Here is a 25,240-nt window from a genome sequence, read left to right as displayed (position 1 = left end):
CAGGCGCCGTGGCCCCGCGGCCAGCCGACGACCACGGCCGCGAGGTCTACACTGGGGACAGTCCCTTTTCCGGAGTGCCCGCCATGGCCCAGCACGACAGCGTCCACTATCAACTGCAGGACGGCATCGCCGTCATCACCCTCGACGACGGCAAGCGCAATGCCCTGCCACCGTCGGTACTCAAAGGCATCTACGCCGCCTTCCGCCAGGCCGAGAAGGACAAGGCCGTGGTCATCCTCACCGGCCGTGAAGGGGTGTTCTCCGCCGGCTATGACCTGAAAGTGATGAAAAGCGGCGGTGTCGACACCCTGCGCATGCTGCGTGCCGGCTACTCGCTGACCGCGCGGATCATGGAATACCCCTTCCCGGTCATTGTCGCCTGCAATGGTCACGCCTTTGCCATGGGGGTGTTCATGATGCTGTCAGCCGACTACATCATCGGCAGTCGTGGCGACTTCCAGGTGGCCGCCAACGAGGTGGCGCTGGGCCTGACCATGCCGCGGGTGGCCTGTACGACGATGAAGCAGCGCCTGACCCCAGCCGCCTATCAGCGCACCATCGTGCTGTCGGAATCCTTTACCCCCGAAGCCGCGGTGAGCGCCGGCTTCTTCGACGAATTGGTGGAACCCTCGCAGCTGCTCGACCGCGCCCGAGCGCTGGCCGCGACCGTCGGCAAGCTCGACATGCGTGCCCACGCTGACACCAAGCGCCGCATCCGCGCCTCACAGATCAGCGCCATCCGCCGGCAGGTGCCGCTGGACCTGATGGATGCGGTGAAATTCGGCCTGCGCGGCGGCAAGCCGAAGCGCTAGCGCAGGCTCAATCCTGGCCGGCGAGAATCTGGCTCATCCGTCGACCGGTGGCGGACTTCCGCAGGGCGTGGATGATCGCCCGCTTCAGAGGCTCCTCCGCGAACTTCGGATGCGCCAGATCGGTCGGGCAGCTCAGCGGGCCGACAAACGTCGGCCAGTCGCTGCCCACCCACCATTCGCAGGCCGCCGGCGACGTGTCGTCGTCGACCTCGCGGGAGACGAACTGTTGCCCCGCCTCATCGAACGACACGTCTTCGTTGATACCGGTCACGATGAATCGCACCACCGCATCGGCATAGACGCGGCAGAAGGATTCATGAATGTCTTTTTCGTTCTTCATCGGGCCAAAGCTTACGGGGCCTTCGTCCGTCAGGCCAACTTGTCGTCGGCCACCCGGTACTGGGGATCTTCCCGGTAGTCCACCACGATCATCCGCCTTGCCTTGTCGAGCAGCTCCAGACAATCCGGGCTGAGATGCCGCAGCAGCAGCCGCTTGCCGGCACGCTGGTAGCGCTCCGCCAGGGTGTTGACCGCCTCGATGGCGGAGTGATCGATCAGCCGCGCATTGCGGAAATCGATCTCGACCAGATCCGGGTCGTCGCGCGGCACGAACTGCTGCTGAAAGCCGGCAGCGGAAGCAAAGAAGACGGTGCCCTCGACTTCGTAGACCTTGGCCCCGTCGCTGCGGTCGCGGTGGGTGACACGCACCTTCTTGGCATGTTCCCAGGCGAACACCAGGGCCGAGAAGATCACGCCGACCACGACCGCCATGGCGAGGTCCACCAGTACCGTGACAATGGCCACCAGCAGGCCGACGATGACGTCGGCGCGCGGCACCTTGCCGAACAGTCGGAAGCTGCCCCACTCGAAGGTTTTTTCGGCCACCACGAACATCACGCCAATCAGGGCGGCCAGCGGAATCTGTTCGATCAACGCCGAGCCGAACAGGATGAAGGACAGCAGAAACAGCGCCGTCGCCACGCCGGAGAGCCGGTGCAGCGCCTTGTTGCCAACGTTGATCATGCTCTGGCCGATCATCGCGCAGCCGCCCATGCCGCCGAAGAAGCCGGTGACCACGTTGGCCGCCCCCTGTGCCGCGCACTCGCGGTTGGGCCGCCCGCGGGTATCGGTCATGTCATCAATGAGGTTCAGCGTCAGCAGCGATTCGATCAGACCAATGGCGGCCAGCACCAGCGAGTACGGCAGGATGATCTGCAGCGTTTCCAGGTTCCACGGCACGGCCGGCAGGTGGAAGCTGGGCAGGCCGCCCGCGATCGAGCCGAGATCACCCACCGTGCGGGTGTCGATGTCCAGCCCCAGCGTCAACAGGCTCACCACGATGATGGCCACCAGGGTGGCCGGTACCGCCTGGGTGAGACGCGGCAGCAGGTAAATGATGGCGACCGTCAGAGCGATCAAACCGACCATGACGTACAGCGCCATACCCGACAGCCAGGCCGAACCGCCATCGGGCTGCGTCACCTTGAAGTGGGTGAACTGCGCCAGAAAGATCACGATGGCGAGACCGTTGACGAAGCCGAGCATCACCGGATGCGGCACCATGCGGATGAACTTGCCGAGCCGCGCCGCAGCAAACAGGAGCTGCAACGCGCCCATCAGCACCACCGCCGCGAACAGATATTCAGCGCCGTGTGAGACCACCAGGCTGACCATCACCACTGCCAGCGCGCCAGCGGCGCCCGAGATCATGCCGGGACGGCCGCCAAATACCGATGTGATCAGCGACACGATGAAGGCCGCGTACAACCCCGTGAGCGGCGAGACTTGCGCCACCAGCGCGAAGGCCACAGCCTCGGGGACCATGGCCAATGCGACCGTGAGGCCGCTGAGAAGATTGGTTTTGACAACAGCTGGCGACAGCATCAGGGCAAGCACTCCAGAAGCAGACGGCCGCAGGCAGCGTGCCGGCAGCAAAAACATGGGACGTCGGGGGGATGCACGCGGCGGGCGAGCCGCGAAATCAAACGCTAGGGCGGCTCGCCGCGATTTGCGTCGATGTCGTGGTTATGGTGCATTGCAACATTTTGCCGGACTTGCAGCAGACCGTCCAGCTTTTCGACGTGATCGAAGCCATCCGCAATGCCGAATCATCCGGCCGGTATCAGCAGCGTTTGATCGCCAGCAGCCCGTCGCCGTCGGCCCGCACCGAGAAGCCCGCTTTCTGCAAGCGTGTAGCGACCTCGCGCGGCAGATCACGCCCGCTGGTGAGGCGGTTGGGGCTGCCCGTGTAGTGGAACAACACACCCCCCGGCCGCAGCACCCGCGCCAGCTCGCCATAGAAGGTTTGGGAATACAGCTCGCCGGCGATGCCGAAGCGCGGCGGGTCGTGGAGGACGGCGTCGACCGACGCCGCCGCCAGCTTCGGCAACTCGACCGTGATGTCGCCTTCGGTCAACGACAGCGCCGGTTCGTCCGCCACCACCGGTGACCACGGATTGAGACTGCGCAGCCAGATCACATCCGGATTCTTCTCGAACGACAGCACCCGTTGCGCCCTACCCTGCAGGCAGCACGCCGCGAAGTAGCCGAGTCCGCCGCAGGTATCCAGGATGATCTTGCCGCGTGGCGCGATCAGCCCCACCTTGCGCACGGCATCGGCATAGGGCGAAACCTGCGCCGTCGGCAACATCTTGATGCCGTCGATCTCGAATGTCGGCGGCCCCCAGTCGGTGGGGACCAGCTTGATCAAGCCGCTACCGAAGCGTGACGCCACCGCGAAGTCATCGCCGTCCCAGTAGTAGACCGTGCGTTCGCGACAGCGCGCCAGATAAGGGAAGGCCTGCGCATTCCAGACCCAGGTCTCGGGCCCGGCGACCACGGTGGTGGTGGTGCGCCCCAAATCCAGCGAGCACGCGACCGCGCCCCCTCCGGAATCACGCGATGCCAGTAGCGCCTGGTGGACAGGCGAGGTCAGGAGGGGCTGCGTACGGGGATTCGGGGTCACGGGAGCGACAGCCTACCTGTTGCGAGGATACGGTGAGGCGCTTGAAGTATCGGCAGGCTGCAGGATGCCGCCCCGACTGCCCTGGCCGTTCGTTTCCGCCGACGGGGGCCAAGCGTCAACGGCCGGCTCGACCGTCGTCGCCACCATTTTCGGCCCGGTAAGCGCTCGGAGTCGTCAGTGTCCAGCGATGAAAGGCCCGCGTGAAGTTGGCGGGATCGGAGTATCCCAACCGGTCTGCAATCTGTTCGATGCTCATCGCCGTGTCGCTCAACAGCGTGATCGCTTCTCGACGCAAAACATCATCGAGTACCTTTCTGAAACTGATCCCATGATTCGCCATCTTCCTGCGAATCGTGCGTGACGACATGTTGAGCTTGCGGGACACCTCATCCAACCCGGGATATCTGCCGTCGCGGATGATCAGCGCCGCGCGAATTCGGGCGAGCAGATCTTCGGTTTCTCCCAGTATCGCCAGTTCCCGCTCAAGGTGCGCCGTGACCTGTGCGGCCGCGATAGGGTTGGCCATCGGTAATGGCAGATCGAGAATGGCGGCGGGGAGGCGCACCTGGTTCGACGCCTTGCTGAAACGCATCGCTGGGAGCCGTTCCCGGTAACGGCTGTAGTACTTCGGCTGCGGATAGTCACACCAGAGCTCCACATGCCGCGCCTCAAGGAGCCCGAAGGCCGCCTGCATCAGCAATCGGTACACGCCGACGAGGAAGAACTCGAAGGTATGGTTCCGAACGACCCCCAGGTCCGCCGTGTCAAGAACCGACACCACCGCCTGATCCCCTTCGACATAGACATCCAGGCGAAGGTACGGAAGCCGCGTCGGCAGGAACCTGTTTCCGAAGACCATGCCTTCTCGCAGGGTCGAAGCGGCCATGAACCCGAAGCCAAAAAGCCCGTGGGTCGTGATGCTGCTGGCCAGGCCGATCTCGAAACCCGTGCCGGGATTGCCGGTGAGCTTGATGGCCCGCAGCAGGATCGCACCTGCATCGTGCCGTGAAACCCTGGCATCGACCGAGCCGAGCAGACTGCGGGAGAGTCCAAGGCCCTGTACCAGCGTCTCTCTTGCCACCCCGTTTCGCGCTGCGTAATCGAAGATGAGCTGGACATATGCCAAGGGAATGGCCGGTCGGTAGACGTCTTCGAAGCGCGGGTTGCTCATGCTGTCGTGGCCATAAATGACAAGAATATTGGCATGTTCTTCCTATTATCTTCAGTCAGTTGCGCCGATAGGATGCACGCAAGGGTCGGCTGCTGCGCAACGTCTCGTGCTGGACAGACCCAATCTGCACGGCCGGGGCCCATGAGGGGTGCACGGGCGCGGCACCTGTGGAGAAACAAGAACGTGATTCATCTTTGTGGAGGCCTCGCCACCCGGGCGTCGACCATCGGGCGGACATCTTGCGTGCTCGTGCTGCTGGGCACGCTGATATCACTCGTGACCGGCTGCTCCGGCTCGGAGGCCCCTGCCCGTCCAGACTTGTCGACCGAGATCCGGTACGCCAATGCCTATGGGCAATACCGAAGTCTGGTCTATGTACCAGGCACGGTGCACCCGGAGCGGCCCGCGCCGATGGTCGTGGTGCTGCACGGCGCCAACACCACGGCGGAGCAGCAACGTGCGGCAAATCTGTTCGACCCGCTGGCAGCACGCGAGCGCTTCATCGTCATGTATCCGGATCACGAAACCGACCGTGCACTTGGCCGCCATCCCCTGCAGGCCTGGCGCTTCTACAACCCGGCGGAGATGCAACGCGACGTCGGTGACACGCAGGCGATTGCCGAGCTCACGCGCCAGGCGATGGCCACCTGGAACGTCGACCCCGAGCGCGTCTACATCATCGGCATGTCTGCCGGTGGCTGGATGACCAGCATCATGGGTGCGACCTATCCCGATCTGTACGCCGCGATCGGTATCGCCGAGGCCGGTGCCTATGGCATCGGCCTGGCCGGCCTTGCCCAGCCGCTTGGCCCGGCGCTGTTGCGCCCCGAATTGCTGGCACTGGCAGCGCATCAGGCAATGGGCACGCATGCGCGCGTGCTGCCGGTGATCAACTTCCAGGGCGATAACGACGCCGCCGCAACCCCTGCGAGTGGCGCGCATGCGGTTCAGCAGTGGCTGATGACCAACAATCTGGCGGCCTCCGGAAGTCTGTATGTGCCCTTCCCGCTCGCGCCGACCGAAACCATCGCCGTCACACCGGCTGGCGGCTACCCGTATCACATCGATATCTACCGGGACGCGAACGGGTGCCGGATTCTCGAGCAGGTCCGCATCGAGCAGATGGCGCACTACTGGCCCGGGGGGTCGGATGATCCGAGTCTCGCTGGCTTCACCGATCCGCAGGCCCCAAGCGGCGCAGAACTGTCCTGGGCCTTCTTCAAGCGGTTTCGCCGATCGGACACCGCACTGTCTTGCGTGGAGTCCCGGCAATGACTGTGGTTCGCCCTCACCGCCTCGGTGGCATGTTGCTGCTGCTTTATTCCGTCGTAGTCGGCGGCTGCGGCGGGTCGACCCGGCCCGAAACCTCCGCAGCGTCCGCCATCACTGTCGTCGACATGCAGGTCGACTCCGACCGAGTACTGCGTTATCGGGTGTCGACGCCATCGCTGGAAAAGTCCACCACAACGCCGCTGCGGATCAACGTCATCCTGCCGACGACTTACGACAGCGACCCAAGGCGCCGCTATCCCGTGCTTTATGCGCTCCCGGGAACGAGCAACACCGCCGACGTCTGGCTCAACAACATCGACACGGTCGAGATGACGGCTTCGCTGCCGATGATCGTCGTGATTCCGGACGGCACCTTCGACGCTGACGGCGGCGGTTTCTACACCAACTGGGTAGATCAGACCACCAGCCGAGGGGTCGCGAACTGGGAAACCTTTCACACCGAAGAACTTGTTGCCTGGATCGACGAGAACTTTCGCACGCACTCCGATCGATCAGGCCGCGCAATCGTCGGCATCTCCCAGGGGGGCTTCGGATCGATGTCCTACGCTGCACGCAGCCCGGGACTTTTTGGCGCAGCCGCGTCGTTTTCTGGCGCCGTGGACATCTACTACAACCCGGTGTGCCATCTCGGCGCGGTGGCCCTGATCTCCGCGATAATGACCGGGCTCAACGGTGTCCCGCCATTTGCGCCGTTCGGCGATCCGGCCACCCACTCCGACAACTGGAAGGCCCACGACCCGGGATGGCTGGTCGGCAACCTGGCCAACACCAAAGTGGATATTTACACCAGCACCGGACTCCCCGGCCTGCCGGACCTGACGGACCCCGCAGTGGTCGGCACCGTCGCCATCGAGGCCTTGTTGCATGCCTCGAACCGATGCTTCAAGCAGGCTGCCGACGCGGCCGGCATCGACTTCGGCTGGCACAGCTACATTATCGGCACCCATGCCTGGGACTATGCGAACCGGTCATTGGCGGACTACCTGCCACGCTTGATGGTGTTTTTCGAAACAGGGGCATAGCCGCAACCGTCGAGAGCAGGTCAGACGGATAGTGCCGGTCGCGCTTCCGACCCGCATCCATGTCCGAAAACGGCCAGTCCGCGCGCGCGCCGGGTGCTAGCCTGCGGACATGTCGAACCTCGCCGTCATCCCCACGCCCCAGGTCTGTGAACAGGCCCGGCTGAGTCGTGACTCGCGGTTCGACGGATTGTTCTTCACCGCCGTGACCAGTACCGGCATCTACTGTCGGCCGGTCTGTCCGGCGCCGCCGCCAAAACCGCAGAACGTTCGCTACTACGCCAATGCTGCTGCCGCAGAAGCCGCGGGCTTTCGTCCCTGCCTGCGCTGCCGGCCCGAGCTGTCGCCTGCCGACGGCACCTGGCGACGCGGGGACGACGTGGTGGCGCGCGCACTCACCCTCATCGACCAGGGCCTGCTGGCCGAGCAACCCCTGTCGGTACTGGCCGAGCGCGTACAGGTGGGCGAGCGGCAGCTACGGCGCCTGTTCGTCGACCGTCTGGGCGCGCCACCCATCGGCGTGCATGGCACTCGCCGCCTGCTGTTCGCCAAGCAACTGCTCACCGAAACCGCGCTGCCGATCACCGAGATCGCCCTGGCCGCCGGCTTTCGCAGCCTGCGCCGATTCAACACCACCTTTCGCGAGGCCTACCGCATGGCCCCGCGTGACCTGCGCACGCGCAGCCCTGCTACGGACGGCGGCGCGCTGACGCTGCGCCTGGGCTATCGCCCACCCTACGACTTCAACGCCATGCTCGATTTCCTGCGCGGCCGCGCGCTGCCAGGGGTGGAAGTGGTGGATACGCGCAGCTACGCCCGCGCCTTCGGTCCGGCAGAGGCCCCGGGCTGGCTGCGGGTGAGTGCCTGGCCCGGCACCCGCGAACACGCACTGAAGCTGGAGCTGCACAGTGCCCGTCCGGCCCTGTTGCTGGACACCGTCAACCGCCTGCGGCGCATGTTCGATCTTGATGCCGACCCGGAAGCCATCGCCCGCACCCTTCAGGTCGACCCGCGCCTGCGCCCGCTGCTGAAACGCCGCCCCGGACTGCGCATCCCCAGCGGCTGGGACGGCTTCGAGATCGCCGTGCGCGCCGTCGTCGGCCAGCAGGTGAGTGTGGCCGCCGCGCGCACCCTCACCACGCGGCTGGCGCAGCGCTTCGGCACAGCGCTGCCGGAAGCCCTCGCGGCACGCGGCTTCACTCAGCTTTTCCCCACGCCCGAAGCGCTGGCCGATGCCGACCTCACCGGCATCGGCCTCACCCGCAGCCGCGCCGCCACCGTGCAGGCCATCGCCCGCGCCCTGCTCGACGGCCAGGTGGACTTCAGCCCCGACAGCCCACTGGATCGCTTCGTCGCACGCTGGGTCGCCCTGCCCGGCATCGGCCCCTGGACCGCGCAGTACATCGCGCTGCGCGCGCTTGGCCACCCTGATGCCTTTCCCGCCGAAGACCTGGTCCTGCAGAAAACCCTTCCCACCGACGGCAGCCGCCTCAGCGCCAGGACCCTGCGCAGCCATGCCGACGCCTGGCGGCCCTGGCGCGGTTACGCCGTCATGCACCTGTGGCGCCATGCCGCAGAGCGCCCGCCCAACACCGGAGACACCCCATGAGCGTGTACTACACCCACATCGACAGCCCCGTTGGCCCACTGCTGGTCGCCGCCTCCGACGCCGGCCTGCACGCCATCGAATTTCATGAGACCAAGCACGCTGTACGTCGACGCGAGGATTGGCGCCCGGGTGACCATCCGCTGATCCGGGAAACCCAGCGGCAACTGGGCGAATACTTCCAGCGCCAGCGCACGGCCTTCGACCTGCCGCTGGTGCCCCAAGGCACCGACTTCCAGCGCCGGGTGTGGCTGGCACTGGCCACCATCCCCTATGGCCAGACCTTCAGCTATCGCCAGATCGCCGAGCATGTCGGCCGCCCCACCGCCACCCGCGCCGTCGGCGCCGCAAACGGCCGCAACCCCCTGCCCATCGTCCTGCCCTGCCATCGCGTCATCGGCGCCGACGGCTCATTGACCGGCTTCGGCGGCGGCCTGCCCACCAAGCGGTTTCTGCTGGCGTTGGAGGGTGTGGGTTAACGCTTCAGGTTCTTTTCTCCCAGTTCATCACGCTCTACGCGTTGAGCACGCCCGATCACTGGACGTGACCATGAAAGGTATCTAGTCTCTGGCGAGCGCGTTCACGTTACAGACGCACTCGTTCGCGCCCGCAGACTGACCAGGATGGGAGAAGCGGTCGGGCTGCTCTCGAATTGCTGTTGGTCATGCTCCGATGGCAAGACGCACACAGACGCCAGCCCGATCGCTGGCTGAATCAGGGGAAAGGATCTCCATGGCGCATCCACTCCGTTACGGTCTGGCGGTATTGCTGCTGGGAACCGGATTGACCTCACCCGTACTGGCAGCAACCTGGCCGACCACGGAATTCATTTTTGAGAACAAGAACCCGAGCGTCAATTCGGTACTCGACTCCATCAATCCGTTTACGGGTTACAGCTCGGCCCAGGAGGCCGCTGTCGCCGAGCTTGAGCGCCACCTTTCCAAGGTGGCCAGCTACTACCAGTTCATGGGTTTCAAGGCGCCGCCGCTGCAGATTATTGACGGGCGCAAGGGCGGCAAGGCTTATCGGGTTTATCTCTACGACTATGACGACAAGGATCCGATTGCCCGAGCCGGGCCGAGACCCGGCGGCTCGTCGATCCTTCTGGTCGATCTTTCCCGCGCGATTGTGGATGGCAAGCCCGCACCTCGGATGTACGAGGACTTGGCGCATGAACTATTCCACAACGTCCAGCACGCCTACATCAGCCATGCACAAATCGATGATCGCGACTGGATCGTGGAGGGCCAGGCCCAGGCCGTCGGAATGGAGGCTGCGCGCAAGTTGGCGGGCGTCGATATGTACAAAGGCAAGGAGGACGGCTTCCGGCTCGGTGGGCGGCCGTATTACAAGGCGCTCTGGCAGCCCGACCTGGGCAAGAAGGAAGAGTACCGGACGTCTTCCTTCTGGCGTTACGTCGCCGAACACTACGCGGCCGCCAAAGATAACGGCCGTCCCGGCCTGAAGCCGACCGCCCCTGACTACAGCTACCTGAAGACGGTGTTGAGCCAGCCTCTGGCTGATCGGGCGTCCGGCCCCGCCGATGGGCAATGGCTGGACCGCGGACTCAGGAAAGCCACCGGGCTTGGCCTTCAGCGGATGTACGCCGCTTTTGTATCGACCTTTGCCGGCTACGTACCCGATCGCTTGACCAAGGCGCCCGGCGGTACAGCGCAGCAGGCGCAGGACAACTGGCTCAAGTACGTTTTTGGTGGCTGTACCGAGCTTGCATTGTCGGGTCGCGCCCCCTCTGGGGACACGCTGTTGCCGTTGCGCAAGAATGGCGCACGCTGTTTCAAGGTGAATGTCGCCGGGACCGGTCGTGCTGACGTCTCCCTGCAGGCGCGTGCCGAGACGGTGGCCGCACTGCAGGCCTTGCAGATCGGGACGGCGGGCGGCGCGCGCATCGGCAGCGCCCAGATTGTGCCGTCACCGGCCGGGGGTGGATATCTCGGGCACTGGCGCTTTCGCATCGACAGCGGCGTACCCACCGTTTTTATCGTGAGCAACATGGCGGCAGATCCCGCCACCACGTTGAACACGGACCTGCAGCTGAATGCGACTTACAGCCGCTGGGTCAGCGATCTGAGTCAGCCGCGAAAGCAGGCCCAAGCCAGTCCACCATCAAAAGCGACGTCCGCCAAAGCGAAAGCCGCCCCGTCCAAGCAAACCAGGGCGAAGGACGCAACCCGCAGCGCAGCCCGCAACGAAGTCGAGACCGGGCTGGAAGCGCTGAGCAACCAGACCGCACTGGGCGCCCATGCCACCTTCGAGCGGAAGCGCGCGCGCTGCGTGAAACCCTTCGGGGCCAGCAGCTGCGGGCCGATTACCTCCATTCAACTGTCGCTGACCCCGGGCGCAATGGGCGATATGACCCAAACCACCGGCACGGGCGGGGGACTGGCCCAATTCATGGCGCAGATGACGGCGATCGCGGACCACGGCGCCTTGTCCACCGATTCACAGTGGAAGCAGGCCATGGAGGAGGTCAGGGATACCGAAGGCTCCACGGTCACCATCACGATTCCACTGATCGAATACGGCTTCACCGGTGCGTTCGACAATGCCGAAATTGTGGTGAACGGCGGCGCCGGGCGTGGCAACTTGCAGGCCAAGGGCCCCGAGGACGCCATTCCAGGCCGCGGCCAGGAGTATCGCCAATCCGGCCGGGTCAGCATCGAGGAGTTCACGCCCTACGTCATGCGTGGCCGGTTCGAGGCCAACCTGACCGACTTGAGTGCAGTGGACTTCAGCAATGCTGGCGAGGACATGCCGCTCCCGGTTGATAGAACGATCCGTGGCGAATTCGTGATCGCCGCGCCCTGGGAAGGCGATCCCGAAGCGGCGGATTACCTGCAGCAGACCACCGAAGCCGGCATGCAAGACCTGTCGCAGGCCTTCCCTGCGCTGGGGAATCAGGACCTCGCGTCCATCATGCCCCCCGATGCGCGGGGCGGGCAGCCAGGTGGAACCGGCGGCAACCTGCCGTCCAGCCCCGTGCAGGACTTCCCGCGCTGCGCCTGTGACTGCCAGCCCATTGCAACGCTCTCCCCGGAATGCAAGCCGATTTGCAAGGTAAAGCTGCTTGCATGCTGGGCGGAAGACAGTCGCCAGAAAAAACTCGCACAGCAGCTGCGGCCCGCGGCTGAACCCGCTGCGCCCGTTCGCCAGAGTCGCACGGAATATATCGAGGGCCTGCGCCGGGAAGGCATGAGCCAGGCACAGATCGACCGCATCATGCCGGGCGTCGATGCCTTCTGGGCAGAGAATGGCGGATGGCCGAAGAAGTAGTGACGTATCGGTGTTTTTCACCGTACGCCCCCTTATGTAGCCGGCAGACTGCTGTCGATGAACGCCTGTTCACACCAACCGGAAAGGATACGCAACCATGAAAATCGCTCTCCCCATCGTGCTCTCGATGCTGCTGACAGGCATCGCTTACGGCGCCGATCTTTCAAGCAAGACCCTGTCTGGCAAATGGACCTTTACCCACATGATTCTGGACGGCGAGAAGAAAGTGCCGGTCAACCTGGGCATGGAGTTCCTGCCATCGGGGGAGCTGATCAATTACAGCCAGGGGGGCGCGGAGAAAAGCCGTGCCAACTACGTGATTGATCAGGGGGTGATCCACTACACCGACAAGCGAGGCCCACAGCGCTGGGAGGTCAAGCAGTTTGATGGGGATACATTGATCGTTGATCACAAAGGCGCTGAAATGTTTTTCACCCGGCCGTAAGCGCAACGCTTGCCCGGCAGCGATGCCCTGATTCTTCACAACGAGTAAAAAGCGATGTTGCATTCAAAGACCGCAGCACTTTGCACCCTGGTATTGGCCGGCCTCATCAGCAGCGCCGCGCATGCGAAGGACAACAAATGGCATGTGGAGATTGAAGGGCAACCGCCATTGTCCGGAACGCTGGTGATGCCCTCCAAGATTGGCCCCCTGACGAACTTCAACCTGATCGGCGCCAATGCCATGGTCAGTTTTGGTGTCAAGGGGGACGCCCCGGCAGAGCCCTACTCCGCCCAGGTGCTGTACCTCGACAGCAAGCTGGCCTGTCACCGCGGCGTCGGCGATACACAAACCGACGAAGTTCAGCTCTCCCACGAGCCCGGCAGAATCGTGGTTTCCGGGAATATCGGCTGTCGCCTGGGGGATGGCGAGGTGGTGATGCACCCGATCGCGGGTTGGTTTTCCAAATAGTCGTTATCACAGCTCAATCGTTACGGTGTCACCGTAATTCGTGCCCACACCGTCGGCGGGCGTCCCCTGCCCACTTCGGCCCCGTGATTGCTGGACTCCGGCTCCGGAGGCCTTGTCCCAAGATTTTCAGGCCGGTTGAAATCTGATCGAGGTGGTCCCGCCCGTTCCCACCGCACGCGCTCAGGGAATCTCCACACAACTACTGCGCTTATCCTGCCTTCGCTCACGACCTTGTGCAGCGATTCCCTCAGGAACAATAGGCGACAGACCAAGATTTATCGAGATTACCGGCATTTTTCGTGGTCTGACCCCATTTATTCCGGTGGCGCGCCTTGGTCGCACTTCACGCATTCCAGCTCGGCACCCACGGCTGCCTGCCGTCCAGCCGCGGTCACCACCCAGGGGCGGTTGATCCAGGGCGGACGATGGCGCGTATGCTGGCGATGGCCACAGGCCAGACGGGCCACCCAATCGCCCGCCTCGTCCTGCAGAAACCCGGTGATCGCACGTTTCATCGGCACCCCTGGGCCCGCACCACCAGCATCTGATCTGCACCACGCTGAAAGCGGTATGCCACTGGCTGCAACTCGGCGGACAGCCCTTCCGCGCGCAAGGCTGTCATCACCGCTGCCAAATGCGGCGACACTGCCCCATTCAGAGCCACCACGGGAAAAACCCGCACCACTTGGGCCACTCGACACAACTCGCGCATGGACGCCAGGTGCGTGGTGCAGTCCACATGCTCGCTGTAGAGAAACAGGTAGTGCGAGCACAACGCGAGGGCAAAGGAGGCGTCTGCGAACGGCAGCGACGGCAAGGAAGCAGGCACGTAACGACCCGCACCAAGGCCCGCGTCAAAGTCCTCCAGAAACAGCGACATCGACTGCATCCGGGTCTCGCCCAGGCGCTCGACGCTCCCCATGACATCCCAGAGGTACTGGTCTGCCCGCTCACGCATCTGCGTCATGATTTCGGGGTAGACCGCATCGATACGGCTGCGGATGGCTTCCGTGCCGAACTGGTAGATCGGATCACAGGACACCACCTCGTGACCCAGGCGCGTGGCCTCGGCGTTGAAACTGGCGGGTCCGTCACCGCACCCCAGAATCCGCCCCTGAAGGTCGTCTGCAGACAGCGAAAACATCGCCTGATATTCGGCAAACGAACGCCCCCAAGGCACCACACTGCTTAACTTCATCGCAGCACTTTGCGCAGGCTTGTTGTGGCCGTTTCACAAGCCATAGTCACGCTCAACCCTGGCGATACGCACCTTGAAGTCTGCGTACCAACTCCGACGACCAAGCCGCTGCGCCTGTAGATGTTCTGATTGCCGCTTCCAGGCGCGAATGGCAGCCAGGCTATCCCAATAGGAGACGGTGATGCCCAAGCCTTCCCGTACCGATTCGACGCCCAAAAAGCCCTGCTGTTGGGCGGCCAGAGTCACCATTCTCGCCGCCATATCGGCATACCCCTGATCGTCGGAGGTCCGCAGGGAGGTGAAGATGACCGCGTAATAGGGTGGCTCAGGGGTTGGGGCGATGGTGTTCATAGCATGACGAACCGACAACACATGACAGAAGCGAAACCCTACGCTGCTGCCGCCGAAATGCAATGCCGCTCAGGTGCCCGCTAAAGCCCTGGAACGGGCCCGGCAGGCGCACGACACCCCGACATCAGGCGCTTCGGAAGTTTCGCTGCGCCTTGCGCCGCGTCTCACGCAACCAGACGGCGTAGTCGTCCAGATCGCCGTCGAACATCGTGCAGGTGCCATCGGAGACGCGCCAGAGGGTGTCGCAAACGTTCTGGACCAGGTGGCGGTCGTGGCTGACCAGCAGCACCGCGCCGGGATAATCGTTGAGGGCCATTTCCAGGGCCTGGCGCATTTCCAGGTCGAGGTGGTTTAGAACAATAGGGGACAGACCACGATTTATCGAGATTGCCGAAATTTTTCGTGGTCTGACCCCAATTATTTGGTCTGACCCCAATTATTCCAGCGGGCAGCTATTCAAGTTCGTGTACAACCTCCGGTATCCGGGGCAGTACTACGACGATGAAACCGGGCTGTTCTATAACCACCCGCGCTACTACGACCCAGCCCTTGGGCGATATCTGGAGTCGGATCCGATTGGGCTGGCGGCAGGGATCAATACGTATGCATATGCCCTGAATAACCCGGTCAGCTTCACCGATCCAACTGGCTTGTATCCTGGCGAGGACATCATCGAGTTCATCCCGGATGCGATCGGGGCGAATATCGACTTCTCGCGGAACTATTTCGACATGCGCCGAGCAAACACGATCGGCGGCGACAGATATTTCCACTGCAAGGCCAACTGCGAGGCGGCGAGTCGAGCCCTGGCGGCGCGTTTGAATCCAGCCTCCTGAGCGAGCTTCGCGAACTGACGGATGAGCACATCAAGGGTGATTCACCACAGGAATGTAACGCTGACCGGCAGGCGAACAATCATGGCCGTCAAGGCGGAGGCAACAACCCCGGCGGATCGAGTTGCAAACAGATCTGTAGTCCGTTCCGACCGAACGGACTTCCGCCCAACTACTGAGGGACGTACCAATGCTGCTTATTGCCGCCAGTCTCGCCCTGCTGTTCTTGGTAGCGCTGGGTGTCAGCCGGCGTTTCAGAACCTCGGTCGCTCGTCACCAATTGGGCGTTGCCGTGGCATTACTTGGCGTAGCCGGAATGATCGTGTTTGCCCTCGTTATAGGTGACTATTTCTCGGTCGATGCGTGCCTTGATGATGGAGGGCGGTGGAACAAGGACCGCGAGATCTGCGAGTATCGGGAGCCGTCAAGTGTTTCATGACGAGCGCTGTTTCGCGGTAAACAATAAACAATAGGAGACAGACCACGATTTATCGAGACTTTCGCCATTAATCGTGGTCTGTCCCCAATTATTCATGAATTGCCTCCTGATAACATTTTTCCAACCCCATTCAGAAGTCTATTTTTATTTAAATTTCCGCTTGTCTCTTCAGGTACTCCTACTGCCCTTCTTTCTTCTGGCCTTATAAATCCACGCTCTATAATAGATTCACACTTTTCATGATCTACAGCTATCTGGACAGTAGAAATAACGTATCCGTCATTCACCTTAGCGAGCTCTTCATGTGAAATGGGATAACTTTCAGAAAACTTACAAAGGCCGTTTTCAGTCTTCACCCCTTTCTCGAAAAAGAATTCTCCCTCTAATATATTTAAGCCATGCGGCGCGAAAACCGTTGCCGAGGTTCTATTTAAAAAGCTTCCAACCAAATCTAATGTTATCTTTACCATTGACGCCTGAGATGGAGATGCTTTTTGAGTGTGATCTGAGTCGCCATAATTTATAACCTTGCTTGCTTCCTGCCCGCTTTGGGCTTGGGCTCCAGCAGCATTCATAAATAGTAACGAAGAAATTATAAGCAAAGCCTTTATTTTTAGGGAAACACTGATCAAGTCCCCTCAAACGCTTTTTGCGATTGACTGGACATGAGAAAATATTGCTGACGAATTCCACGGGGATGAGGGTGATGAAGCAGCGCAGCTTTGCTGATGCCGAATATGCCGCCAAGCCACGTCAGACGCGGCAGGATCGGTTTTTATCGAAGATTGATGCCGCAACGCCCTGGCCTGCACTGCTTGCGGTCATCGATCCCTTCTACCCGAAGGCGGGCAATGGTCGACCTCCCCTAGGCTGTGAACGCATGCTGCGGATGTACGTTGCCCAGCAATGTCTTGGTTTCTCCGACGAGGGGATCGAGGATGCGATTTACGACTCTGGCGCAATTCGCCGGTTTGTCGGCATTGATCTGGGACGGGAGTCGTCCCCGGATGCCACCACGGTGCTGAAGTTCCGGCGGCTATTGGAAACCCACGGGCTGACGAAGCTGATCTTCGAGACCATCAAGGGACACCTGGCCGAACAGGGACTGCTGATGCGGGAAGGCACCATTGTCGATGCCACCCTGATTGCTGCTTCGCCTTCGACAAAGAACAAAGCAGGCGAGCGAGATCCTGAGATGCATCAATCGAAGAAGGGCAACCAGTGGCACTTCGGCATGAAGGCCCATATCGGCGTAGATGCCGCCTCGGGACTGGTGCACAGCCTCATTGGCACGGCGGGTAACGTGGCTGACATCACCCAAGCCCATGCCCTGCTGCATGGCGAAGAGCGACACGCCCATGGTGATGCGGGCTATCAGGGTGTGGAGAAGCGGGAAGAGTGCAACCCCGAACACACCGTCGCCTGGCAGATCGCGATGCGACCGGGCAAGCGACGCAAACTCCCTGACACCGAAGGCGGACGGCTGCTTCAGCAAACCGAACAACTGAAATCCAGCCTGCGTGCCAAGGTCGAGCACCCATTTCACATCATCAAGAACCTGTTCAGGCATCGGAAGGCTCGCTATCGGGGCTTGTTCAAGAACACCGCCCAGCTTTACAGCCTGTTCGGGCTGGCCAATCTGCTGATTGCCGCCCGACGAATCCCCGAGCCCAGCAGATGAATTGCGTCTGCAGCAAGCAGAATCAGTGGGCAAATATGCGAAAGAGCCCGAATATCGGGAAGAACTGAGCGATTCTCATGCCAAACGTGCTGAAAACCGCAAAGTCAGCCGACTCTTGGCGCCCAAGTGCGGAGCGGCGCAAAATTCAGACACTTGATCAGTGTTTCCTTAGGCCGTTATTACTTCTAATGTATTCTTCCATTTTCATGTGCTCCGTAATAAGTTTTCCGAGTATCTTCATAAAAATTTAGCCCGTCAAACGCACCGGAAAATAGTTTTCCCATTCAATGACGAATTTATCTATTAAGGAAACACTGATCAAGTCCCCTCAAACGCTTTTTGCGATTGACTGGACATGAGAAAATATTGCTGACGAATTCCACGGGGATGAGGGTGATGAAGCAGCGCAGCTTTGCTGATGCCGAATATGCCGCCAAGCCACGTCAGACGCGGCAGGATCGGTTTTTATCGAAGATTGATGCCGCAACGCCCTGGCCTGCACTGCTTGCGGTCATCGATCCCTTCTACCCGAAGGCGGGCAATGGTCGACCTCCCCTAGGCTGTGAACGCATGCTGCGGATGTACGTTGCCCAGCAATGTCTTGGTTTCTCCGACGAGGGGATCGAGGATGCGATTTACGACTCTGGCGCAATTCGCCGGTTTGTCGGCATTGATCTGGGACGGGAGTCGTCCCCGGATGCCACCACGGTGCTGAAGTTCCGGCGGCTATTGGAAACCCACGGGCTGACGAAGCTGATCTTCGAGACCATCAAGGGACACCTGGCCGAACAGGGACTGCTGATGCGGGAAGGCACCATTGTCGATGCCACCCTGATTGCTGCTTCGCCTTCGACAAAGAACAAAGCAGGCGAGCGAGATCCTGAGATGCATCAATCGAAGAAGGGCAACCAGTGGCACTTCGGCATGAAGGCCCATATCGGCGTAGATGCCGCCTCGGGACTGGTGCACAGCCTCATTGGCACGGCGGGTAACGTGGCTGACATCACCCAAGCCCATGCCCTGCTGCATGGCGAAGAGCGACACGCCCATGGTGATGCGGGCTATCAGGGTGTGGAGAAGCGGGAAGAGTGCAACCCCGAACACACCGTCGCCTGGCAGATCGCGATGCGACCGGGCAAGCGACGCAAACTCCCTGACACCGAAGGCGGACGGCTGCTTCAGCAAACCGAACAACTGAAATCCAGCCTGCGTGCCAAGGTCGAGCACCCATTTCACATCATCAAGAACCTGTTCAGGCATCGGAAGGCTCGCTATCGGGGCTTGTTCAAGAACACCGCCCAGCTTTACAGCCTGTTCGGGCTGGCCAATCTGCTGATTGCCGCCCGACGAATCCCCGAGCCCAGCAGATGAATTGCGTCTGCAGTAAGCAGAATCAGTGGGCAAATATGCGAAAGAGCCCGAATATCGGGAAGAACCGAGCGATTCTCATGCCAAGCCTGCTGAAAACCGCAAAGTCAGCCGACTCTTGGCTCCCAAGTGCGCAGCGGCGCAAAATTCAGACACTTGATCAGTGTTTCCTTAACGATTTTGTTACATTGTCGCTCACTTATGGGCTTCACTTTAACTGTAACTATATGATAAATATGACAATTATTCACCGCGCCTGTTTCCGCTGCGATGACCTGCCCCTTGATTTTCGGACCAGTTGAAACCTGAGACGATGGCTGCGGCAGACGAGCGAGGAGCCATTGGGAAGAGTCGTTTCACTTGAGAAGCAGGTGGTGTGCATTCTGCTGCGCGAAGCCCCCACCCCTACGGACTACTGTGAGCACCTGCATGCAGGACTTATGCCCCTCACCGCAGTACTGTTCGAGCAAAGTCAACGTAGTCGTCCTGTATGAATTGACAGTTCCCTGACGCCGGCGCACTGTATGCACAACCAGTCTTCTGGAGTGCCCCATGGTCCCCCTCACCGACCGCCAGCGCGACATCCTCGATTTCATCCGTGAAACCCTGCGCGACCGCGGGGCGCCGCCGACACGGGCGGACATCATGCGGCGCTTCGGCTTTCGCTCGCCGACGGCGGCGGACGACCATCTCAAGGCGCTGGCGCGTAAGGGGGCGATCGAATTGCTGCCCAATGCAGCGCGCGGCATCCGCCTGCTGGCCGATGAGCCGCCGGCCGAGGCGGGGCTGGCCATCGTCGGCCGGGTGGCGGCGGGGCAACCGATCATGTCGGATGCGGGCATCGAGCGGTGGATTCCCATCGAGCCGCGCTTCTTCTCGCCGCGTGCCCACTTCCTGCTGCGGGTACATGGCGACTCCATGCGTGACGCCGGCATTTTCGACGGTGACCTGCTGGCGGTGCATCGCACGCCGGTGGCGGACAGCGGGCAGATCGTGGTGGCGCGGGTGGATGACGAGATCACCGTGAAACGCCTGCGGCTGCGTGACGAGTTTGCCGAACTGCTGCCGGCCAACCCGGCGTATGCGCCGATCCGGGTCAACCTGTCGCGGCAGGAACTGGTGATCGAAGGCCGCGCCGTCGGCCTGATCCGCAGCGGGGACATGGCCCGCAACCTGTGAGCGCGGTCCCGGCCGAACTGCATGCCCTGCTCGATGCCGGGCAGGTGTGGCGCGGGCAGACCCGCCACCGGGTAGCCGCCATGCCCACCGGCTTTGCGGCGCTGGATGCCAGCCTGCCCGGCGGTGGCTGGCCGCTGGGCGCGCTCAGCGAGGTGCTGCATGCCGCCCCCGGCTGTGGCGAACTGCGACTGGTGCTGCCGCTGCTGGCACGGTTGAGCCAGGCCGGCCGGCCGCTGGCGCTGGTGGCGCCGCCGCTCACGCCTTACGCCCCCGGCTGGGCACAGGCCGGGGTGGTGCTGTCGCGGCTGGTGGTGGTGGATGCCGAAGGTCACGGCGTGGTCGATGCCGCCAGCCAGCTGCTGCAGGCGGGGGCGAGCACTGTTTGCCTGTGGCAGGCCCGGCTGGATGACACCGACGTGCGGCGCCTGTCGCTGGCGGCGGAAACCGCGGGCGCACCGCTGCTGTGGATGCGTCAGGGGCGCGGCGCCGACCTGCAGTCGTCTGCCGCGCTGCGCCTGCGGGTGCAGCGCCAGGGCAGCGGCCTGCAGGTGGACGTACTCAAGGTGCGCGGCGGCCGCGCCCAGGCCGGGCTGACGCTGCCGCTCTGAGGCCGTCGTGATGCTGTGGCTCTGTCTGGACAACCCGCAACTGGCCATCGAGGCACTTGGCCTGTCGCCGCAAACGCACTGGGTATGGACCGCCCATGGCAGCCAGCGGTGGGCGATCAGCGGCCTTGAGGGCGGCGATATCCGTGCCGGCCTGCCGTATCCGATGGCGCAACTGCGGGCACCGGCGACGCGCCCCCTACCCCGCGACCCGGCGGCCGAGGCCCGTGCCCTGGCCGCGCGCGCACAGGTGGCCTATGGCGTCGGCAGCCCGGTGGTCGTGGGCGGCTTTGAAGACCCTGCCGGCCATCAGCCGCCGCGCTGGTGGCTGTGGGTGGAAATTGGCGCCAGCGCCCGCCTGTTCGGCGGCGTGGAGGCGGTGCGCCAGCGGCTGTTGCAGGCACTGCAACCGCAGGGTCTGCAGCTGCGCAGCGGGATTGCCCCCACCCGTGCCGCCGCCGCGCTGTTGGCCCGCATGGAGGATGACCGGCCCTGCCTGGACGCCGCTGCACTGCCGGCCCGGCTGGACCCGCTGCCACTGGCCGCCTTGCCGTGGCCGGCGGCGCGTCACCAGGCCGTGCACGGGGTTGGCCTGCGGCGACTGGCCGAGCTGCGCACCCTGCCCCGCGACAGTCTGCGGCGGCGCTTCGGCGCCGACCTGCTGCGCGACCTCGACCGCCTCTATGGCGAAGCCGCCGACCCCTTCGAGCCGGTGCCGCCGGCCGAACGCTTCGAACATCGGCTGACCCTGCTGGAAGAGATCGCCCACGTCGAAGCCCTGTTGTTCCCCCTGCGCCGGGGTCTGCAGGCGTTGATCGCTTTTCTCGCCGCGCGCGACCAGGCGCTCATCCGCCTGCGGCTGCAACTCAGCCTGGCCTGGGGTGCGCCCTGTGACTACGACGTCCATCTGCTCAGCGCCAGCCGTGCCCTGCCGCGGCTGCTCGACCCGCTACGGGAACAACTGATGCAGCGGCCGCCGCCGGCACCGGTGCGGGCACTGGAATTGCGCGCCGAGGAATGGACCACGCCGCCGGCGCAGCAGACCGACCTGTTCGACACCGCCGCCGTGTCACTGGACTGGCCGGCCACGCTGGAACGGCTGCAGGCGCGGCTGGGCCGCCACCGGGTGTGGACGCCGGCCTGCGTCAACCAGTTGCTGCCGGAACAGGCACAGTGCCAGGCCGCACCGGGCCATGAGGGGGCGCCACCCGCCGCCGTGCCACGGCCGCTGTGGTGGCTGCCACAGCCGCAACGACTGACGCAGCCACCGCGCCACACCGGCGCGGTGGAACGCATCGACAGCGGCTGGTGGGATGGCCCCTTGCAGCGCCGCGACTATCACTGGCTGGACGATGCCCGCGGCCGTCGCTGCTGGTTGCGGCAGGACCGCAGCGGCGATCCGCTGGGCGGCGATGTCTGGTGGCTGCAGGGGCTGGACGGATGAGCTACGCCGAACTGCACTGCCTGTCGTCGTTCAGTTTTCTGCGCGGCGCCTCCAGCCCGCAGGCGCTGGTGGAAACCGCCATCGCACTCGGCTATCACGGGCTGGCGCTGACCGACGAGTGCACGCTGTCCGGCGTGGTGCGCGGCTGGGAGGCGGCCAAGGCGCAGCCCGGCTTCCGCTTCATCACCGGCACTGAAATCCAGTTGGCCGGTGGCCCGCGACTGCTGTTGCTGGCGCAGAGTCTGGTCGGCTATCGCGCTATCAGCCACCTCATCACCCGTGCCCGCCGCGACACCGCCAAAGGGGATTACCACCTGGCTGCGGACGATCTGCCGGCGCTGCCGGAGGTGGCAGTGCTGTGGCTGCCCGGCCGGCCACCGGACGCGGCCGAGGCGGTCTGGCTGCGCGCCCGCTTCGACCCGCTGTGGATGGCGGTGTCACGCCATCTGCAAGCCGGCGACCGCGCGCACCTCGCCGCCTGCCGGGCACTGGCGCGGCGCTACGGCCTGCGACCGGTGGCCACCGGCGCGGTGCACCACCATGATCGCGCCCGTGGCCCGGTGCAGGATGTGCTCACCAGCCTGCGCCTGGGCATTCCGGTGGCGGACTGCGGACAGCGGCTGTTCCCCAACCATGAACGCCACCTGCGGCCGCTGGACACCCTGCAGCAACTCTACCCGGCAGCCTGGCTGCAGGAATCGGTGGCGATCGCCGAGCGTTGCCAGTTCGATCTCGGCAGCCTGCGCTACCAGTATCCGGCAGAGCTGGTGCCGCAGGGCCACACCCCCATCAGCTGGTTGCGCCAGCGCACCGCGGAAGGCGCCCGACAACGCTGGCCCACCGGCATTCCACCCGCCGTGGCGGCAACCATGGAGAAGGAGCTGGCACTGATCGAACAGCTGCAGTTCGAGGCCTTCTTTCTCACCGTGGAAGACGTGGTGCGCTTCGCCCGGCGCAAGGGGATTCTCTGCCAGGGCCGCGGCAGTGCCGCCAACTCGGCGGTCTGCTACGCCCTGCACATCACCGAGGTGAATCCGGAATTCCACGAGCTGCTGTTCGAGCGCTTCATCTCGGTGGAGCGCGGCGAGGCGCCGGACATCGATGTCGACTTCGAGCACCAGCGCCGCGAGGAGGTGATCCAGTACATCTACGACAAGTACGGCCGCCACCGTGCGGCGCTGGCGGCGACGGTGATCCACTGGCGCCCGCGCTCGGCCCTGCGCGACGCCGGAAAAGCCCTGGGCATCGCCAACGAGGCCATCGACCATCTCGCCAAATCGCATGCCTGGTGGGATGCCCCGGAGGACTGGGGACAGCATCTGGAAGCGGTGGGGCTGTCCGCGGACGACCCCCGCAGCCTGCGCTGGCTACACATGGCGCGCGAGCTGATCGACCTGCCGCGCCACCTGTCACAGCATGTCGGCGGCTTCGTCATCGCCGAAAACGCGGTGGCCGATCTGGTGCCGGTGGAAAACGCCGCCATGCCCGACCGCAGCATCATCCAGTGGGACAAGGACGATCTCGAGTCGCTAGGGCTGCTCAAGGTCGACGTGCTGGCGCTGGGCATGCTCACCGCCATCCGCCGCACCCTCGACAGCCTGCAGCGCTTTCACGGCACCGCGATGACGATGCAGGACATCCCGCGGGAAGACGCCGCCACCTACGACATGCTGTGCCGGGGCGAATCGCTGGGGGTGTTCCAGGTGGAGTCACGGGCGCAGATGAACATGCTGCCGCGGCTGAAACCCCGCTCGCTGTACGACCTCACCATCCAGGTGGCCATCGTGCGGCCGGGGCCGATCCAGGGGGGCATGGTGCATCCCTTCCTCAAGCGGCGACAGCAGCTGGAACCCGAGACCTATCCGCATGAGGATCTACGCAAGGTGCTGGGGCGCACCAGCGGCGTACCGATTTTTCAGGAGCAGGTGATGCAGATCGCAGTGGTGGCTGCCGGCTTCTCCCCCGGCGAGGCAGATCAGGTGCGACGCTCCATGGCCGCCTGGAAGCGCAAGGGCGGCCTGCAACACTTTCAGGACAAGCTGATGGCCGGCATGGCAGCGCGCGGCTACGACAGCGCGTTTGCCGAACAGATCTACCAGCAGATTCTCGGCTTCGGCGCCTACGGTTTTCCCGAATCGCATGCCGCCAGCTTCGCCCTGCTGGCCTACGTCTCGGCCTGGCTCAAGTGTCATCACCCGGCCGCCTTCATCTGCGGCCTGCTCAACAGCCAGCCGATGGGGTTCTACCCGCCGTCCATGCTGGTGCGCGAGGCGCAGCGATGCGGCGTGACCGTGCATCCGGTCGACGTGCAGCACTCCGAGTGGGACAGCCACCTGCAGGCGGACGCCGCCGGTCGGCCGGCACTGCGGCTGGGCCTGCGGCAGGTGGACGGTTTCAACGAGAACGCCGCCCAGCGGTTGGTGGCGGCGCGCACCTCGCGGCCCTTCACCCAGGTGGCGGACCTGGTGCAGCGCAGTCGACTGAACGCCCGCGAGCGCAATGTACTGGCGCGCGCCGACGCCCTGCGCAGCCTCGCCGGCCATCGCCATCAGGCGCAATGGGCGGTGCTGGGGCTGCAATCCGGTGATGACCTGCTGCAGACCCCAGCGGCGGAATCCGTGGTCACCCACCTGCCCGCGCCCACCGAGGGCGCCGACATCCTGCACGACTACGCCAGCACCGGCCTGACCCTGCGGCGGCACCCCCTGGCACTGCTGCGCGGCAAGCTGAACCGCCTGCGGGTCTGTCGCAATGCCGACCTCGACCGGATAGCGGACGGCCAACCGGTACGGGTTTCAGGGCTGGCGATGTTCCGTCAGCGCCCCGGCTCGGCCAAGGGCGTGATGTTCCTGACGCTGGAAGACGAGACCGGCATCGTCAATCTGATCATCCGCCCCGATCTCATCACGCGCGACCGCCAGGCGATTGTCGGCGGCCGGATGCTGGTTGCCCGCGGCCGCCTGCAACGGCAGCAGGGCATCACCCATGTGATGGCCGAAGGGGTGGAAGACTACTCCCACTGGGTGGGGGCGCTGCCGCGCCTGTCGCGGGATTTCCACTGAGCGCCTACGA

Annotated in this window: 23 protein-coding genes and 3 pseudogenes; 17 read left to right on the top strand and 9 right to left on the bottom strand. The window is 63.7% G+C overall.

Annotated features, from left to right (window positions below):
• Positions 1-83: 83 nt before the first annotated feature.
• Positions 84-812, top strand: a complete 729-nt coding sequence (locus tag JN531_RS12985) for a crotonase/enoyl-CoA hydratase family protein (protein ID WP_228349285.1) — start codon at positions 84-86, stop codon at positions 810-812.
• 7 nt (positions 813-819) lie between these two features.
• Here JN531_RS12985 and JN531_RS12980 read toward each other — a convergent pair whose 3' ends face one another.
• The 4 genes from JN531_RS12980 to JN531_RS12965 all read right to left on the bottom strand — a co-directional run bounded on the left by JN531_RS12980 (position 820) and on the right by JN531_RS12965 (position 4,948).
• On the bottom strand, positions 820-1,152 hold the full coding sequence (locus JN531_RS12980) for a hypothetical protein (RefSeq protein WP_228349284.1): 333 nt from the start codon (positions 1,150-1,152) through the stop codon (positions 820-822).
• A gap of 29 nt (positions 1,153-1,181) precedes the next feature.
• Positions 1,182-2,696 carry a SulP family inorganic anion transporter gene (locus JN531_RS12975; protein WP_228349283.1) on the bottom strand — a complete coding sequence of 505 codons (1,515 nt, stop codon included), beginning with the start codon at positions 2,694-2,696 and terminating at the stop codon, positions 1,182-1,184.
• Between the two features lie 238 nt (positions 2,697-2,934).
• On the bottom strand, positions 2,935-3,777 hold the full coding sequence (locus JN531_RS12970; RefSeq protein WP_228349282.1) for a class I SAM-dependent methyltransferase: 843 nt from the start codon (positions 3,775-3,777) through the stop codon (positions 2,935-2,937).
• A 115-nt stretch (positions 3,778-3,892) separates the two neighbouring features.
• A complete protein-coding gene (locus JN531_RS12965) occupies positions 3,893-4,948 on the bottom strand; it encodes a helix-turn-helix domain-containing protein (RefSeq protein WP_228349281.1) in 1,056 nt (351 codons plus the stop codon).
• A 243-nt stretch (positions 4,949-5,191) separates the two neighbouring features.
• Here JN531_RS12965 and JN531_RS12960 point away from each other — a divergent pair, with 243 nt between their 5' ends.
• The 7 genes from JN531_RS12960 (at position 5,192) to JN531_RS12930 (ending at position 13,070) form a co-directional block, all read left to right on the top strand.
• A complete protein-coding gene (locus JN531_RS12960) occupies positions 5,192-6,223 on the top strand; it encodes an extracellular catalytic domain type 1 short-chain-length polyhydroxyalkanoate depolymerase (protein WP_228349280.1) in 1,032 nt (343 codons plus the stop codon).
• Positions 6,220-7,263, top strand: a complete 1,044-nt coding sequence (locus JN531_RS12955; RefSeq protein WP_228349279.1) for an alpha/beta hydrolase — start codon at positions 6,220-6,222, stop codon at positions 7,261-7,263. The genes JN531_RS12960 and JN531_RS12955 overlap by 4 nt, the downstream gene beginning before the upstream one ends.
• A 109-nt stretch (positions 7,264-7,372) precedes the next feature.
• Complete coding sequence (locus JN531_RS12950; RefSeq protein WP_228349278.1) at positions 7,373-8,869, top strand: DNA-3-methyladenine glycosylase 2 family protein; 1,497 nt, start codon at positions 7,373-7,375, stop codon at positions 8,867-8,869.
• The gene (locus JN531_RS12945; protein ID WP_228349277.1) at positions 8,866-9,345 is read left to right on the top strand and encodes a methylated-DNA--[protein]-cysteine S-methyltransferase; all 480 of its coding nucleotides are present in this window, start codon (positions 8,866-8,868) and stop codon (positions 9,343-9,345) included. Before JN531_RS12950 ends, JN531_RS12945 begins: the two co-directional genes overlap by 4 nt.
• Positions 9,346-9,598: 253 nt before the next feature.
• Positions 9,599-12,157 (top strand): hypothetical protein, encoded by a 2,559-nt coding sequence (locus JN531_RS12940; protein ID WP_228349276.1) that lies wholly within the window; start codon positions 9,599-9,601, stop codon positions 12,155-12,157.
• A gap of 97 nt (positions 12,158-12,254) precedes the next feature.
• Positions 12,255-12,602: a hypothetical protein gene (locus JN531_RS12935; protein ID WP_228349275.1), complete on the top strand. Its 348-nt coding sequence runs from the start codon at positions 12,255-12,257 to the stop codon at positions 12,600-12,602.
• Positions 12,603-12,695: 93 nt separating this feature from the next.
• On the top strand, positions 12,696-13,070 hold the full coding sequence (locus JN531_RS12930) for a hypothetical protein (RefSeq protein ID WP_228349274.1): 375 nt from the start codon (positions 12,696-12,698) through the stop codon (positions 13,068-13,070).
• Positions 13,071-13,384: 314 nt separating this feature from the next.
• On the opposite strand, the gene JN531_RS12925 is transcribed toward JN531_RS12930, so the two are convergent.
• The 4 genes and pseudogenes from JN531_RS12925 to JN531_RS12910 all read right to left on the bottom strand — a co-directional run.
• Positions 13,385-13,585 (bottom strand): DUF3565 domain-containing protein, encoded by a 201-nt coding sequence (locus tag JN531_RS12925; protein ID WP_228349273.1) that lies wholly within the window; start codon positions 13,583-13,585, stop codon positions 13,385-13,387.
• Positions 13,582-14,268, bottom strand: a complete 687-nt coding sequence (locus tag JN531_RS12920; protein ID WP_228349272.1) for a hypothetical protein — start codon at positions 14,266-14,268, stop codon at positions 13,582-13,584. The genes JN531_RS12925 and JN531_RS12920 overlap by 4 nt, the downstream gene beginning before the upstream one ends.
• Before the next feature lie 33 nt (positions 14,269-14,301).
• Positions 14,302-14,619 carry an antibiotic biosynthesis monooxygenase family protein gene (locus JN531_RS12915; RefSeq protein ID WP_228349271.1) on the bottom strand — a complete coding sequence of 106 codons (318 nt, stop codon included), beginning with the start codon at positions 14,617-14,619 and terminating at the stop codon, positions 14,302-14,304.
• Positions 14,620-14,785: 166 nt separating this feature from the next.
• Positions 14,786-14,971 (bottom strand): annotated as a pseudogene (locus JN531_RS12910) (ABC transporter ATP-binding protein); the annotation flags it as partial.
• A gap of 115 nt (positions 14,972-15,086) precedes the next feature.
• Between JN531_RS12910 and JN531_RS17525 the strand changes: the two are divergent.
• From JN531_RS17525 to JN531_RS12900, 3 genes and pseudogenes are all read left to right on the top strand, one after another.
• Positions 15,087-15,350, top strand: a pseudogene (locus JN531_RS17525) (RHS repeat-associated core domain-containing protein); the annotation flags it as partial.
• A pseudogene (locus tag JN531_RS17520) lies at positions 15,351-15,631 on the top strand (hypothetical protein).
• Positions 15,632-15,642: 11 nt separating this feature from the next.
• Positions 15,643-15,891, top strand: coding sequence for a hypothetical protein (locus JN531_RS12900; RefSeq protein ID WP_228349269.1), 249 nt, complete (start codon positions 15,643-15,645; stop codon positions 15,889-15,891).
• Positions 15,892-15,983: 92 nt separating this feature from the next.
• On the opposite strand, the gene JN531_RS12895 is transcribed toward JN531_RS12900, so the two are convergent.
• Complete coding sequence (locus JN531_RS12895) at positions 15,984-16,523, bottom strand: hypothetical protein (RefSeq protein WP_228349267.1); 540 nt, start codon at positions 16,521-16,523, stop codon at positions 15,984-15,986.
• Between the two features lie 74 nt (positions 16,524-16,597).
• Here JN531_RS12895 and JN531_RS12890 point away from each other — a divergent pair, with 74 nt between their 5' ends.
• The 6 genes from JN531_RS12890 (at position 16,598) to JN531_RS12865 (ending at position 25,230) form a co-directional block, all read left to right on the top strand.
• On the top strand, positions 16,598-17,572 hold the full coding sequence (locus JN531_RS12890; RefSeq protein ID WP_228349980.1) for an IS5 family transposase: 975 nt from the start codon (positions 16,598-16,600) through the stop codon (positions 17,570-17,572).
• 396 nt (positions 17,573-17,968) lie between these two features.
• Positions 17,969-18,943, top strand: coding sequence for an IS5 family transposase (locus tag JN531_RS12885; protein WP_228349980.1), 975 nt, complete (start codon positions 17,969-17,971; stop codon positions 18,941-18,943).
• Positions 18,944-19,492: 549 nt separating this feature from the next.
• On the top strand, positions 19,493-20,119 hold the full coding sequence (gene lexA, locus JN531_RS12880; protein WP_228349265.1) for a transcriptional repressor LexA: 627 nt from the start codon (positions 19,493-19,495) through the stop codon (positions 20,117-20,119).
• Positions 20,116-20,727 carry a translesion DNA synthesis-associated protein ImuA gene (imuA, locus tag JN531_RS12875; protein WP_228349264.1) on the top strand — a complete coding sequence of 204 codons (612 nt, stop codon included), beginning with the start codon at positions 20,116-20,118 and terminating at the stop codon, positions 20,725-20,727. Before lexA ends, imuA begins: the two co-directional genes overlap by 4 nt.
• Before the next feature lie 7 nt (positions 20,728-20,734).
• Positions 20,735-22,168 (top strand): Y-family DNA polymerase, encoded by a 1,434-nt coding sequence (locus JN531_RS12870; protein WP_228349263.1) that lies wholly within the window; start codon positions 20,735-20,737, stop codon positions 22,166-22,168.
• Positions 22,165-25,230: an error-prone DNA polymerase gene (locus JN531_RS12865; RefSeq protein ID WP_228349262.1), complete on the top strand. Its 3,066-nt coding sequence runs from the start codon at positions 22,165-22,167 to the stop codon at positions 25,228-25,230. Before JN531_RS12870 ends, JN531_RS12865 begins: the two co-directional genes overlap by 4 nt.
• The last annotated feature ends 10 nt before the right edge of the window (positions 25,231-25,240 follow it).

The sequence above is a fragment of the Flagellatimonas centrodinii genome (assembly GCF_016918765.2).
Lineage (GTDB): Bacteria > Pseudomonadota > Gammaproteobacteria > Nevskiales > Nevskiaceae > Polycyclovorans > Polycyclovorans centrodinii.
The sequence above is the reverse complement of the archived record's forward strand: the minus strand, read 5'-3'. Positions and strand labels throughout refer to the sequence as shown.